Source organism: Bacillus sp. CIS52 (assembly GCF_053545315.1).
Genome location: NZ_JBIUFR010000001.1, coordinates 530,864 through 544,103, shown reverse-complemented (window position 1 = coordinate 544,103; position 13,240 = coordinate 530,864). Strand labels below are relative to the sequence as shown.

Genomic DNA, 13,240 nt, shown 5'->3' with positions numbered 1-13,240 from the left:
ATGCTTGAAAAAAGAACGCCGATTCAGGTGGGCGAAGCAGTCCGCCGGGTGAGCCGGTATAAAAAACAGGGGGATACCGAATGGGTGCCGCTGGAGGACAGCCTTCACCGCTATTTGGCGGAAGATGTTAAGGCGGACCATGATGTGCCTGCCTTTGACCGTTCTCCGTATGACGGTTTTGCCATCAGGGCGTGCGATTCAAAGACGGCTTCCCGTGACAATGCCGTCACGTTTGAAGTCATTGACCATATCGGAGCCGGCGCCGTGTCAGAAAAAGAGCTCGGACCGTATGAAGCGGTCCGCATTATGACAGGGGCGCAGATTCCAAAAGGCGCGGATGCCGTAGTGATGCTTGAGCTGACAAAAACGCACTCTGAAAACGGCACGGATTACATGTCGGTGAAACGCCCTTTCCATGCGGGTGATAATATTTCATACCAAGGAGAAGATGCAAAAAAGGGCAGCTCGCTTTTAAAAAAAGGAACGAAAATCACGCCGGGCGTCACCGCTCTTTTGGCAACCTTCGGCTATGCTTCTGTTCCTGTGGTGAGAAAGCCGGTGGTCGGAATTATCGCCACGGGAACCGAACTTCTTCATGTAAGCGATCCGCTTGAACCGGGCAAAATCCGCAACAGCAACGCGGCCATGGTGTATGCCCAGATCATTGAAGCGGGTGCGGTGCCGCTGAACTTAGGCAAAATTTCCGATGATTTTGATGACAGTTATATGGCGGTGAAGGAAGCTATGAAAAAAACCGATTTTCTGATCACGACCGGCGGCGTATCAGTCGGTGATTTTGATTTTCTTCCTGACATTTATGCTAAGCTCGGAGCGGAAGTTTTATTTAACAAAGTGGCAATGCGCCCGGGGAGCGTGACAACTGTCGCGCGGGCCGATGACATGCTGCTGTTCGGCCTTTCAGGCAATCCGTCGGCATGTTATGTCGGTTTCACCCTGTTTGTCAAACCGATGATTCAGTCGTGGCTTCTGAATGAAAAACCTCACGCCGGATGGGCGGAAGCCGTGTTAACAAACGACTTTCCGAAGCCGAATCCGTTTGCGAGATTTGTGAGGGCGTTTGTTTATCATAAGGACGGAAAGATGATGGCGTCACCGGTCGGTCTCGACAAATCAAGCTCAGTCACATCTCTTGCCGAAGCAAACGCGTTTATCCTTCTGCCGGGAGGAACGAGAGGATATGAAGCGGGACGGACGGTTCACGTGCTTCTCATCCGCGACGAGAATGGAAGTGAGTGGCCGTGGTCAATTCTTTCCCGATCGTCCAGATCGTAGGGTTTCAAAACAGCGGTAAAACAACGTTTATCGAACGTATACTGAAAGCGGCGCCGAAAGAATGCACGGTTGGATGTTTAAAGCATCACGGACATGGCGGAGAGCCGGAACCTTTTTCTGACGGAAAGGATTCAGAGCGCTTATCAAAAGCCGGTGCCGCGGTTACGGCAGTAGAAGGGGACGGGGTCTTGCAGCTTACGGCGCGAAAAAAATGGGATCTGGCTGGTTTGATCGGCCTGTATGAATATTTGGGAATCGATTGTCTTCTCATTGAGGGTTTTAAACATGCGCCGCATCCGAAAATCATTATGATTAAAAGCAGCGAAGATTGGCAAAAACTGAAGCATTTGGAGCGCGTGCTCGCGGTTGTCAGCAGAAGTACGGAGCATATGCCTGCAGATGCGGGCATACCCGTATTCCATGCGGATGATCCGGCTGCCATTATGTTTGTGCTTTCGCAGCTGAAAGGGGGATCTGCATAAATGGAACGTTTTCAAATTACAAGGGAACCTATCATTGCGGAAAATATCGTAAAAAAAGTTGAAAAGCGCGAAGCCGGGGCCATCACAACGTTTATCGGCACGGTCAGAGAGTGGACTGCCGGACGGCGGACGGTGCGTCTTGAATATGAAGCATATGAACCGATGGCTGTTCAAATGCTTTCTCAAATCGGCGATGAAATCAGCGCGAAATGGGAGGGAGCCGAAGCTGCGATCACTCACCGCGTCGGCGTCCTTGATATCGGAGAAGCGGCGGTCGTAATCGCCGTGTCTTCTCCGCACAGAAAGGCGGCATATGAGGCGAATGAATATGCCATTGAACGGATAAAACAGATTGTTCCGATTTGGAAAAAAGAAATCTGGGAAGACGGCGAAGAATGGATAGGCGATCAGCTGGAAACGACGCCTTATCCGAACGGAAAACCGGATTTAAATAAAGGGGAATCACGATGATTAAAGTACTTTTGTTTGCCGGACTTGCGGAGCAGGCGGGAACGCCGGTCATTGAACTTGACGAAAAGGAGGCGGCAGCGTCTGCTGTAAAAACGCTGTTAAAAGAACGATACGGCCTTCAGACGATAGACAATGCCATGATCGCGATCAATGAAACTTACGTAAAAGATAACAGCATCGTAACAGAAGGCGATACCATTGCCTTTATCCCGCCTGTAAGCGGAGGGTGAATAAAAGCCGGATGTGCATCATTGCCATCCGGCTTTTTTGCACAGTACGCCGATAACATCGGCAAGAAAGGCTGAATTCCAGGGGGAGACCAAATGGAATTTAAAGGGGATTTTTAATTGTGCGGTTTTCTTTACATACACAGGCTTAAAACGGTGTCACCACAAGGTTTTGAGCCTGCTTTCATATCTGTCCGGCGCTGGTCATTTTTTACATAATTATGGAACGTACATTTAAGATTTTGTGTTACAATTTAGCATAAATACGCAAACGGCAAAAAAATTGAAACTTTTATAAGCCGGATGCGTACGTATAAACAGAATAATACATAGGAGGCATCTGCAATATGGAACCAAATCTAGAAAAAAACAATACGGCAGTAACGGAAAAGCCGTCAATTTTCGGCGTCATTACAAGTCCAGTTGTGCAGTTTAAAAGATTAAAAGAACACCCGGTCATCGGACTTCCTCTCCTGATTGTCATCATTCTCATTGCGGCGGGGAGTATTTTGCGCGGGCTGGGGATGAATTATGAAGAACTGCTGAACAGCTCATCTCTTGACGGATTGACCGATGATCAGATTGAAATGACCAAAACCATTGCGAAATTCGGCTCGATTTTCGGAGGGATTTTCGGAGGCATTATCGCTCTCTTTATCGTTCCGCTTATTTATTGGCTGTGCGTCAAAATTTCAGGCGGCGTGACAACTTATAAAAAAATGCTCTCACTCGGCCTCTTTACTGCATTTATTACTAACATCGGCTTAGTCATTAACGGACTTGTCATTTATTTTACCGGTGCGGGCTCACTGTACCCTGTCACATCTTTGGCGAGTGTCATACCGGCCGGAGACGGCGTATCGGTCTTTTTAAGCGCGATCGATATTTTCAGCATCTGGAGCTATATTCTGCTCGCTTTAGGTCTGCGCTATACCGGCGGCATTTCTAAAAAAGCAGGCTGGATTTCCGCAATTGTCCTGTTTGTTATTATGCTTTTGGTATCGGCAGTCGGAGGACTGTTAAATTCAGTGGCAGCAGGTGTATAACATGAAAAAACTTTGGATCGGAATCGGCATCGCAGTCATTGTAGCAGTATTCATCAGTATCAATATTTATAAGTCGGCCGCTCCCGCGGGCGGCAGCGCCGGGGAAAAAGTCGATACCGGGACTATGGAAAAAAGAGAAATCTCATCTGCAGTCATGGTTCCGGGAACACTTAAATTCTCCAAAGAACAGTATGTTTTTTATGAAGCGGATAAAGGAACCCTTGATAAAGTAAAAGTAAAAGAAGGCGACAAAGTAAAAAAAGGGTCGTCACTAGTCACTTATACAAACGAACAGCTCAACCTTGATAAAGAGCAAAATGAGTTGACAGAACAATCAAAACGGCTGCAAATGGAACAAATTCAAGAAAAACTGCAAGCCTTAAACAGTAAAGAAACAGATCTGGCAAAACAAGCGGGAGAAGCGGAAGCAAAAAAACAAATTGAATCCGAACGGACTGATCTGCAGCTTCAGCAAAAAACGGCTGAAATTGAATTAAAGCAATCTGACCTGCAAAAGCAATCTCTTGAAAACCAGGTGGCGAACCTCAATGTCAAGAGTGAGATGGACGGGACGGTTATCTCGGTAAATCAAGAAGCCGCTTCTAAGAAATCGGATATTCAAGAACCGGTAATACATATAGGCGATCCGGAACACCTGATCGTTGCCGGCAATTTGTCTGAATATGACACACTGAAAGTGAAAAAGGGACAAAGCGTTACTATTACCTCAGACGCCATCCCGGATAAAACATGGAAGGGAAGGGTGACGGCTGTCGGTCTCGTTCCGGAACAAAAGTCAGGAGCTGCTTCCGGTGAAAGTACGGAACAAGCCGTGCAGTATCCGTTTCAGGTCAAGCTGATCGGAAAGCTTCCGGAGGGCAAACCGGGGTTTAAACTCATTATGAACATTGAAACCGAGAAGCGGAAAGCCGATACGCTGCCGTCCTCCGCGGTCAAAAAAGACGGAGATGAGCACTGGGTCTTTACGGTAAAAGACGGGAAGGTCAAACGCGTGAAAGTCAAAGTGGGCGACACCTCGAATCAGTTAACGGAGATAAAAGAGGGACTTTCAAAGAATGATAAAGTCATTCTGAATCCGGCTGACGGTTTGACTGACGGAACGGATGTGAAAGCATAGATGATTCAGCTTTCAAAGGTGAAAAAAAGCTATCAGATCGGCAAGGAAACGTTTGATGTCCTCCGTTCAATCGACCTGACGATTGAAGAAGGGGAATATGTATCCATTATGGGACCGTCGGGATCAGGTAAATCTACGATTATGAATATCATCGGCTGTCTGGACAGACCGACATCAGGCAGTTACAGACTTGCGGGAGAAGATGTATCTTCATGTACGGAAAAAGAGCTTGCGGCGGTCCGGAACAAATCAATCGGATTTGTCTTTCAGCAATTTCAGCTGCTGCCGCGATTGAATGCAAGAAAAAATGTCGAACTTCCCATGATTTACGCAGGTATCGGCAAAAAAGAGCGTGAGGAACGGGCGGAATATGCGCTGGAAAAAGTCGGCTTAGCGGATCGGATGCTTCACATGCCGAATGAGCTGTCCGGCGGCCAAAAGCAGCGTGTCGCGATTGCAAGAGCCATCGTTAACGAGCCGAAGCTTATCTTGGCTGATGAGCCGACCGGCGCGCTGGATACGAAAACAAGCATTTCCATTATGGAGCAGTTCACAGAGCTTAACGCAGAGGGCGTGACCGTGGTGCTTGTCACACATGAGCGTGAAGTGGCGGATTGTACAAACAGAGTGATTTTCGTCCGTGACGGCAGTATCGTTCCCCGCGATTCTGAGCAGAGGAGAGTGGGGGAATGAGCCTGTTAGAAAATCTCCGGATGGCTCTCAGTTCCGTCAGAGCTCACAAGCTGAGATCGATTCTGACGATGCTCGGCATCATTATCGGCGTCGGTTCAGTAATCGTTGTTGTGGCTGTCGGCCAGGGCGGAGAGCAAATGCTGAAGCAATCCATCAGCGGGCCGGGCAATACAATTGAATTGTATTATCTGCCGAGCGATGAAGAATTAACAGCCAATCCGAACGCTTTGCAGCAAGCGAGTTTTACAGAAGAAGATATTAATGGATTAAAAGGAGTGGACGGCGTAAAGCAGGTTGTCGCTTCCGCTGTAAAATCAATGACGGCCCGTTATCATGAAGAAGAAACGGACATTACGCTGAATGGCATTAACAGCGGCTACACGGACGTAAAAAAGCTGGACGTTCAGGATGGGCGGACATTTACGGATAACGATTTCCTTTCCGGGAAAAGAGCGGGCATCATCTCGAAAAAAATGGCTGAAAAGCTGTTCGGGAAAACATCTCCGCTCGGAAAAATCGTCTGGGCCGGCGGACAGCCCGTAGAAGTAATCGGTGTATTAAAAGAAGAGAGCGGATTTTTATCACTAGGGCTCAGTGAAATGTATGTTCCGTTCAACATGCTGAAAACGTCTTTCGGCACAAATGACTACAGCAACGTTTCGATTCAGACGGAATCCGCTGACCAAATCAAAATAACTGGAAAAGAAGCGGCCCGCCTCTTAAATGACAATCACGGCACAAAAGAGGCCTACCAAGTCATGAATATGGAAGAAATCGCCGCGGGCATCGGTCAGGTCACGACCGTCATGACGACAATCATCGGTTCGATCGCCGGTATTTCTCTCGTCGTCGGCGGAATCGGGGTCATGAATATTATGCTCGTATCGGTAACGGAACGGACAAGAGAAATCGGCATCCGCAAATCGCTCGGTGCCACGAGAGGACAGATTCTGACACAATTCTTAATTGAATCCGTTGTGCTTACTTTAATCGGCGGCTTAATCGGAATCGGTCTCGGCTACGGGGGAGCATCACTCGTTTCCCTTATCGCGGGCTGGCCGTCGCTCGTTTCCTGGCAGGTGGTTTGTATCGGCGTGCTGTTCAGTATGCTGATCGGTGTCATCTTCGGTATGCTGCCGGCCAACAAAGCATCCCGCTTAGATCCGATTGAAGCGTTACGGTATGAATAGTGAAACCTCCCCATGCAGTCCGCATGGGGTTTTTTCTGTGTTTTAAAGATTGAATGAATATAATAGACTTTTTTCATTTATGATAAAAAGAAATGTCATACAATTGTCCCCCTTTTTGTCGAATTTACAGTTTACAAACCCTATGTACATACGTTAATATGAACAAATGTGAAAGATTTTGATAGTTATTGAATGAATTTGAGTGATTTTAGTTGCTCGAAGTAAAAAAAGCGTTTACAATAATCTTGTAGGTGAAATGAATACGTTTTCAAAGGGGGCGGAATATGCTCACTCCTGAAAGGTATCAGCTGATCCTTGATCAGATTGAAAAGCGTGACGTGGTAAAGATTCAAGAGCTGATAAGCATGACAAACGCTTCTGAATCAACAATCAGAAGGGATTTATCAACGCTTGAAGAGCGCGGGTTTTTAAAGCGCGTTCACGGCGGGGCATCTAAGCTTTCCAACAGCCGGCAAGAACCCGATATGCTTGAAAAATCCTCCAAAAACCTTCAAGATAAGCTGAAGATTGCAGAAAAAGCGGCATCTTTATTAGAAGAAGGTGACTGTATTTATCTTGATGCGGGAACAACTGCATTGCATATGATTGATTTTATAGATCAAACAAAGGACATTGTGGTTGTCACAAACGGAGTTATGCATATCGACGCTTTAATAAGGAAAGGGATCCCCTTTTATCTTCTCGGAGGATATGTGAAGCATCGAACAGGTGCGATGATCGGCGGCGCCTCATTATCGGCGGTCAGCCAGTACCGGTTTGACAAAAGCTTTCTCGGAGTGAACGGCGTGCACATTGAAGCCGGTTTTACAACACCCGATCCGGATGAGGCTCTTCTGAAGACAAAGGCTGTGAGACAGGCGAAAAACGCGTATGTTTTAGCCGACCCTTCCAAATTCGGCGAGATTTCTTTCGCAGCGTTCGCCGCTTTGGGCGATGCCGTTATCATTACCACTGAATCTGAAGAACTTGCATTCGATAATTACCAAGAAAAAACTGTCGTAAAGGTAGTGAAATCATGATTTACACTGTAACCCTCAATCCGTCTGTTGACTATATCGTTCACGTTGAAGATTTTGCCGTAGGCGGTTTAAACCGTTCCAGCTATGACACGAAGTACCCCGGCGGAAAAGGCATTAACGTTTCGAGATTACTGAAAAGACACCATGTGCCGTCAAAAGCATTGGGGTTTGTCGGCGGATTTACCGGAAATTATATCACGTCATTTTTGCAGCAGGAAGGTCTGGAAACGGCTTTTTCTGAGGTGGATGAAGACACGCGTATAAATGTAAAACTGAAAACGGGCGATGAAACGGAAATTAACGGTCAGGGCCCGACGATTTCAGACGAAGTGTTCAGTGCCTTTTTAGAACAGTTCTCCGCTCTGAAAGAAGGAGACATCGTCGTTTTAGCGGGAAGTATCCCATCTTCCCTCCCGCATAACACGTATGAAAAAATTGCTGAGGCATGCAGAAAGCAGAAAGCCCGGGTTGTGGTAGACATCTCCGGTGAAGCGCTTATGAAAGCGACAGAAATGAAACCGTTTTTGATGAAGCCGAACCATCACGAGCTTGGCGAAATGTTCAATACGGTTATTGACTCAGCCGAAGCAGCCGTTCCGTACGGCAAAAAATTAATTGAACAAGGCGCTGAACATGCGATAGTTTCGATGGCTGGCGACGGTGCGCTTTTATTTACGAAAGAGGCGGTTTTCCTCGCTAATGTTCCTAAAGGAAAGCTGGTCAATTCGGTAGGCGCGGGTGATTCCGTTGTGGCGGGTTTCCTTGCGGGAATCTCAAAACAGCTGCCTTTGGAAGACGCGTTCCGTTTAGGTGTTGCTTCCGGAAGCGCGACGGCGTTTTCTGAGGAGCTCGGAACTGAAGAGTTTGTACAGCAGCTTCTTCCTGAAGTTAAAGTCACACGTCTATAGAGGAGGAAAGAAAAGTGAAGATAACTGAGCTGTTAACAAGAGATACAATTCATCTCAATATAGAAAGCAAAGAGAAAGAAAACGTTATCGATGAAATGGTGACAGTGCTTGACAAAGCCGGCAGATTAAATGACAGAGAGGCTTACAAAGCAGCCATTTTAAATCGTGAAAGCCAAAGCTCGACGGGAATCGGCGAAGGCATTGCCATTCCTCACGCGAAGACGGCGAGCGTCATTAACCCGGCCATCGCATTCGGACGTTCAAAAGAAGGTGTGGACTATGAATCATTAGACGGTCAGCCGGCACACCTGGTCTTTATGATTGCGGCAACCGAAGGAGCGAACAATACGCACCTTGAAGCATTATCAAGACTTTCAACGCTTCTCATGCGTGAAGAAATCCGCAAACAGCTTCTTGAGGCTGAATCAGAAGATGCGATCATTGACATCATCAATCAGCATGACAAAGATGACGATGAGGAAGAAGAAGAGCAGGAAGAACAGGCAGCGCCGTCAGGAAAGGGCAAAATTCTTGCGGTTACTGCATGTCCGACCGGTATCGCTCATACATTCATGGCTGCTGACGCACTGAAAGAAAAAGCGAAAGAGCTCGGCGTCGACATTAAAGTAGAGACAAACGGCTCAAGCGGAATCAAGCATAAGCTGACGGCTCAGGAAATTGAAGATGCGCCTGCGATTATCGTAGCGGCTGATAAACAGGTTGAAATGGAGCGCTTTAAAGGCAAACATGTTCTTCAAGTGCCCGTAACGGCCGGTATCAGACGTCCTCAAGAACTGATTGAAAAAGCCGTTAATCAAGATGCCCCAATTTACGAAGGCAGCGGCGGAGGATCTGCCTCTTCTAATGAAGACGGCCCGAAACAGAAATCAGGCACAAGCATCGGAAGCACTTTCTATAAACACTTAATGAGCGGTGTCAGCAACATGCTGCCATTTGTCGTCGGCGGCGGAATCCTCGTGGCGATTTCATTCTTCTGGGGAATTCATTCAGCTGATCCGAAAGATCCGACATACAACACGTTTGCTGCAGCGCTGAACTTTATCGGCGGCGATAATGCGTTAAAACTGATCGTTGCCGTTCTTGCCGGATTCATCGCAATGAGTATTGCGGACCGTCCGGGATTTGCGCCGGGTATGGTCGGCGGATTTATGGCTACGCAGGCGAATGCCGGATTCTTGGGCGGACTGATTGCCGGATTCTTAGCCGGTTATGTCGTAGTCCTGCTGAAAAAGCTGTTTGTCTTTATTCCTCAGACTCTTGACGGATTAAAACCTGTATTGATTTATCCGCTGCTCGGTATTTTTATCACCGGTGTCCTGATGCAGTTTGTCATTAACACACCTGTAGCAGCGTTTATGAATTTCTTAACAAATTGGCTTGAAAGCCTTGGAACCGGAAACCTTGTCTTAATGGGGATTATTTTAGGCGGTATGATGGCTATCGACATGGGCGGCCCGCTCAATAAAGCGGCGTTCACTTTCGGTATTGCGATGATCGGCGCCGGAAACTATGCCCCGCACGCAGCCATCATGGCGGGCGGAATGGCTCCGCCGCTTGGAATTGCACTGGCGACAACATTCTTTAAACATAAATTCTCTAAACGTGACCGTGAAGCCGGTATTACGTGCTACTTCATGGGAGCTGCTTTCGTTACAGAAGGCGCGATCCCGTTTGCGGCGGCTGATCCGCTTCGCGTCATCCCTGCAGCCGTTATCGGTTCTGCGGTAGCGGGCGGACTGACAGAGTTTTTCCGGGTAACGCTCCCTGCACCGCACGGAGGAATATTCGTTGCATTCATTACGAACCATCCGCTGCTTTACTTAATGAGCATCGTGATCGGAGCGGTTGTAACGGCGGTTATCTTGGGAATCGTCAAAAAACCGGTAGTAGAGAAATAAGCAAAAAGCGTCCTTTACGGGCGCTTTTTTCAATCATATGCGCATAGAAGCGTTATGTATTTTGTGATGAGTTGTGATAAAGTAAAGATAGTACATGAACCGTAACAGTGATCGTCTAGGAGGAACCACGTTGACTGAAGAACAAAAACCTACTTCTGAAAAATCGGTAAAAAGAAAATCCAACACGTATTGGGAATGGGGAAAGGCCATCATTATAGCGGTCGCTCTTGCGCTTTTAATCCGCCATTTCCTGTTTGAACCGTACTTAGTGGAAGGATCATCAATGTACCCGACATTACATGACGGTGAAAGGCTGTTTGTCAACAAAAGCGTCAATTATATCGGAGAAATCGAGCGGGGGGACATCGTCATTATTAACGGCGATACATCGAAAGTCCATTATGTAAAGCGGCTCATCGGAAAACCCGGAGAAACGGTGGAAATGAAAAATGACACGCTTTATATAAACGGCAAAAAAATCGATGAACCGTACCTCGCGAGCAATAAAAAAGAAGCGAAAAAACTGGGAGTCAACCTGACGGGAGATTTCGGCCCCGTAAAGGTTCCGAAAGGCAAATACTTCGTCATGGGCGACAATCGGCTGAACTCAATGGACAGCCGGAACGGACTCGGTTTAATTGCCGAAAAACGGATCGTCGGCACCTCGAAGTTTGTGTTCTTCCCGTTTCATGATATGCGTCAGACAAAATAAAAACGCCGCGCTGCCCGATTCGGACGGCCGGCGTTTTTATTTGGCAAACGAGGCGGCGATGGCAATGAACATTACCGTGGCCAGCACTGATCCGACAATGGCCAGAACGCTGAAAAAAAGATTCACCTGCTGCTTCTCTTTGCCGCGTTTTTCAAGCATCCGTTTTGAAAAGAGATGCGAAAACGTGTAAATGAGGGCGATTCCGACGTACAAGCCGATGTCACGTGCGGTAAAGCCTGTGACGGCCAGAAAAACCCCGGTAAAGAAAATCATAAGACAATATTCTGTGAGTGTTAAAAGCTTCAACTTGTTCCTCCGTGATGAATATGTATATATATCTATTGTATCACAGGGCTTCGGGTTTGGCGCTTGCGTCTTTTCAAAACCCTTATATTCGCAGGGAAACATTTCTCTTCCCCTTTATTCATGGTATACTTTTATTGATGTTAGACACGATGGAGGATTATAAATGATTGCTGTAAATAATGTGAGCTTGCGTTTTGCGGATCGCAAGTTATTTGAAGATGTCAATATTAAATTTACGCCGGGCAATTGCTACGGATTAATAGGCGCAAACGGTGCCGGAAAATCAACATTCTTGAAAATTTTATCCGGTGAACTGGAGCCTCAGACCGGCGATGTCCATATGAGCCCGGGCGAACGCCTTGCCATCCTGAAGCAGAACCATTTTGAATATGAAGATTACGAAGTTCTGAAAGTCGTCATTATGGGACATAAACGTTTATACGAAGTCATGCAGGAAAAAGACGCGATTTATATGAAACCGGATTTTTCTGATGAGGACGGCATCCGCGCCGCTGAGCTTGAAGGAGAGTTTGCGGAATTAAACGGATGGGAAGCTGAAAGTGAAGCCGCTATTTTGTTAAAGGGTTTGGGCATCTCTGAAGACCTGCATACGAAGAAAATGGCGGACTTAGGCGGATCAGAAAAGGTGAAAGTGCTTTTGGCGCAGGCGCTGTTCGGCAAGCCGGACGTTCTGCTGCTTGATGAACCGACGAACCACTTGGATCTGAAAGCGATTCAGTGGCTGGAAGAGTTTCTGATCAACTTTGAGAACACAGTCATCGTCGTATCCCACGACCGTCACTTTTTAAATAAAGTGTGCACGCACATCGCCGATCTTGATTTTAATAAAATTCAAGTGTATGTCGGCAACTATGATTTCTGGTATGAATCCAGCCAGCTTGCATTAAAGCTTTCTCAGGAAGCCAATAAGAAAAAAGAAGAGCAGATTAAACAGCTTCAGGAGTTCGTGGCCAGATTCAGCGCCAACGCCTCTAAATCAAAGCAGGCGACATCAAGAAAGAAACTCCTTGATAAAATTACGCTGGATGATATCAAACCGTCATCACGCCGTTATCCTTATGTCAATTTCACGCCGGAACGCGAGATCGGAAATGACGTGCTGCAGGTAGAAGGCTTAACGAAAACGATTGACGGCGTTAAGGTGCTTGATAACGTCAGCTTTATTATGAACAGAGAAGACAAAATCGCGTTTACGGGCCGCAATGAGCTTGCAGTTACGACATTGTTCAAAATCATTTCCGGGGAAATGGAAGCTGACAGCGGCACATTCAAATGGGGCGTCACCACTTCTCAGGCGTACTTCCCTAAAGACAACAGCGAATATTTCGACGGCAGCGATGCGAACCTTGTAGACTGGCTCCGCCAATACTCGCCGCATGACCAAAGCGAAAGCTTTCTGCGCGGCTTCTTAGGACGCATGCTGTTCTCTGGGGAAGAAGTCAACAAAAAATCAAACGTTCTTTCCGGAGGAGAAAAAGTGCGCTGCATGCTTTCAAAAGCGATGCTTTCCGGCGCGAACATTTTAATTCTGGATGAACCGACAAACCATTTAGACCTGGAATCCATTACAGCGCTTAACAACGGTTTAATCAGCTTTAAAGGCGCTATGCTGTTTTCATCTCATGACCATCAGTTTGTACAGACAATTGCCAACCGCATCATTGAATTAACGCCTAAAGGCATCGTTGACAAACAAATGTCTTATGACGAATTTCTTGAAAATGCGGATGTGCAGAAAAAGCTTGAGGAGCTATACGCGTAATAAAAAAGCAGAGGAGACTCTGCTTTTTATTT

Annotated in this window: 14 protein-coding genes; 13 read left to right on the top strand and 1 reads right to left on the bottom strand. The window is 46.9% G+C overall.

Going from position 1 to position 13,240, the window contains the following annotated elements; all coding sequences use genetic code 11:
• From ACH32G_RS02150 to lepB, 12 genes are all read left to right on the top strand, one after another.
• Entirely contained in the window at nucleotides 1-1,293 is a 1,293-nt protein-coding gene (locus ACH32G_RS02150; RefSeq protein WP_327814107.1) for a molybdopterin molybdotransferase MoeA, read from the top strand.
• The gene (mobB, locus tag ACH32G_RS02145) at nucleotides 1,254-1,775 is read left to right on the top strand and encodes a molybdopterin-guanine dinucleotide biosynthesis protein B (RefSeq protein WP_029575212.1); all 522 of its coding nucleotides are present in this window, start codon (nucleotides 1,254-1,256) and stop codon (nucleotides 1,773-1,775) included. Before ACH32G_RS02150 ends, mobB begins: the two co-directional genes overlap by 40 nt.
• Nucleotides 1,776-2,246, top strand: a complete 471-nt coding sequence (locus ACH32G_RS02140) for a molybdenum cofactor biosynthesis protein MoaE (protein ID WP_045926916.1) — start codon at nucleotides 1,776-1,778, stop codon at nucleotides 2,244-2,246.
• Nucleotides 2,243-2,476, top strand: coding sequence for a molybdopterin converting factor subunit 1 (moaD, locus tag ACH32G_RS02135; RefSeq protein WP_015417377.1), 234 nt, complete (start codon nucleotides 2,243-2,245; stop codon nucleotides 2,474-2,476). Before ACH32G_RS02140 ends, moaD begins: the two co-directional genes overlap by 4 nt.
• Before the next feature lie 344 nt (nucleotides 2,477-2,820).
• On the top strand, nucleotides 2,821-3,519 hold the full coding sequence (locus tag ACH32G_RS02130) for a YIP1 family protein (RefSeq protein WP_448813937.1): 699 nt from the start codon (nucleotides 2,821-2,823) through the stop codon (nucleotides 3,517-3,519).
• 1 nt (nucleotide 3,520) lies between these two features.
• Nucleotides 3,521-4,657: an efflux RND transporter periplasmic adaptor subunit gene (locus tag ACH32G_RS02125; protein ID WP_448813936.1), complete on the top strand. Its 1,137-nt coding sequence runs from the start codon at nucleotides 3,521-3,523 to the stop codon at nucleotides 4,655-4,657.
• Nucleotides 4,658-5,350: an ABC transporter ATP-binding protein gene (locus ACH32G_RS02120; RefSeq protein ID WP_016936282.1), complete on the top strand. Its 693-nt coding sequence runs from the start codon at nucleotides 4,658-4,660 to the stop codon at nucleotides 5,348-5,350.
• On the top strand, nucleotides 5,347-6,540 hold the full coding sequence (locus ACH32G_RS02115; RefSeq protein ID WP_016936281.1) for an ABC transporter permease: 1,194 nt from the start codon (nucleotides 5,347-5,349) through the stop codon (nucleotides 6,538-6,540). Before ACH32G_RS02120 ends, ACH32G_RS02115 begins: the two co-directional genes overlap by 4 nt.
• 284 nt (nucleotides 6,541-6,824) lie before the next feature.
• Nucleotides 6,825-7,580 (top strand): DeoR/GlpR family DNA-binding transcription regulator, encoded by a 756-nt coding sequence (locus ACH32G_RS02110; RefSeq protein WP_016936280.1) that lies wholly within the window; start codon nucleotides 6,825-6,827, stop codon nucleotides 7,578-7,580.
• Complete coding sequence (gene pfkB, locus ACH32G_RS02105) at nucleotides 7,577-8,488, top strand: 1-phosphofructokinase (protein ID WP_045926922.1); 912 nt, start codon at nucleotides 7,577-7,579, stop codon at nucleotides 8,486-8,488. The genes ACH32G_RS02110 and pfkB overlap by 4 nt, the downstream gene beginning before the upstream one ends.
• A 14-nt stretch (nucleotides 8,489-8,502) precedes the next feature.
• The gene (locus ACH32G_RS02100) at nucleotides 8,503-10,407 is read left to right on the top strand and encodes a PTS fructose transporter subunit IIABC (protein ID WP_415272707.1); all 1,905 of its coding nucleotides are present in this window, start codon (nucleotides 8,503-8,505) and stop codon (nucleotides 10,405-10,407) included.
• Between the two features lie 94 nt (nucleotides 10,408-10,501).
• On the top strand, nucleotides 10,502-11,119 hold the full coding sequence (lepB, locus tag ACH32G_RS02095) for a signal peptidase I (RefSeq protein WP_395940959.1): 618 nt from the start codon (nucleotides 10,502-10,504) through the stop codon (nucleotides 11,117-11,119).
• A gap of 36 nt (nucleotides 11,120-11,155) precedes the next feature.
• Here the strand turns inward: lepB and ACH32G_RS02090 are convergent, their stop codons facing one another.
• Entirely contained in the window at nucleotides 11,156-11,425 is a 270-nt protein-coding gene (locus ACH32G_RS02090; protein WP_015239771.1) for a hypothetical protein, read from the bottom strand.
• 163 nt (nucleotides 11,426-11,588) lie between these two features.
• On the opposite strand from ACH32G_RS02090, the gene ACH32G_RS02085 reads away from it, so the two are divergent.
• Nucleotides 11,589-13,208: an ABC-F family ATP-binding cassette domain-containing protein gene (locus ACH32G_RS02085; RefSeq protein ID WP_045926924.1), complete on the top strand. Its 1,620-nt coding sequence runs from the start codon at nucleotides 11,589-11,591 to the stop codon at nucleotides 13,206-13,208.
• The last annotated feature ends 32 nt before the right edge of the window (nucleotides 13,209-13,240 follow it).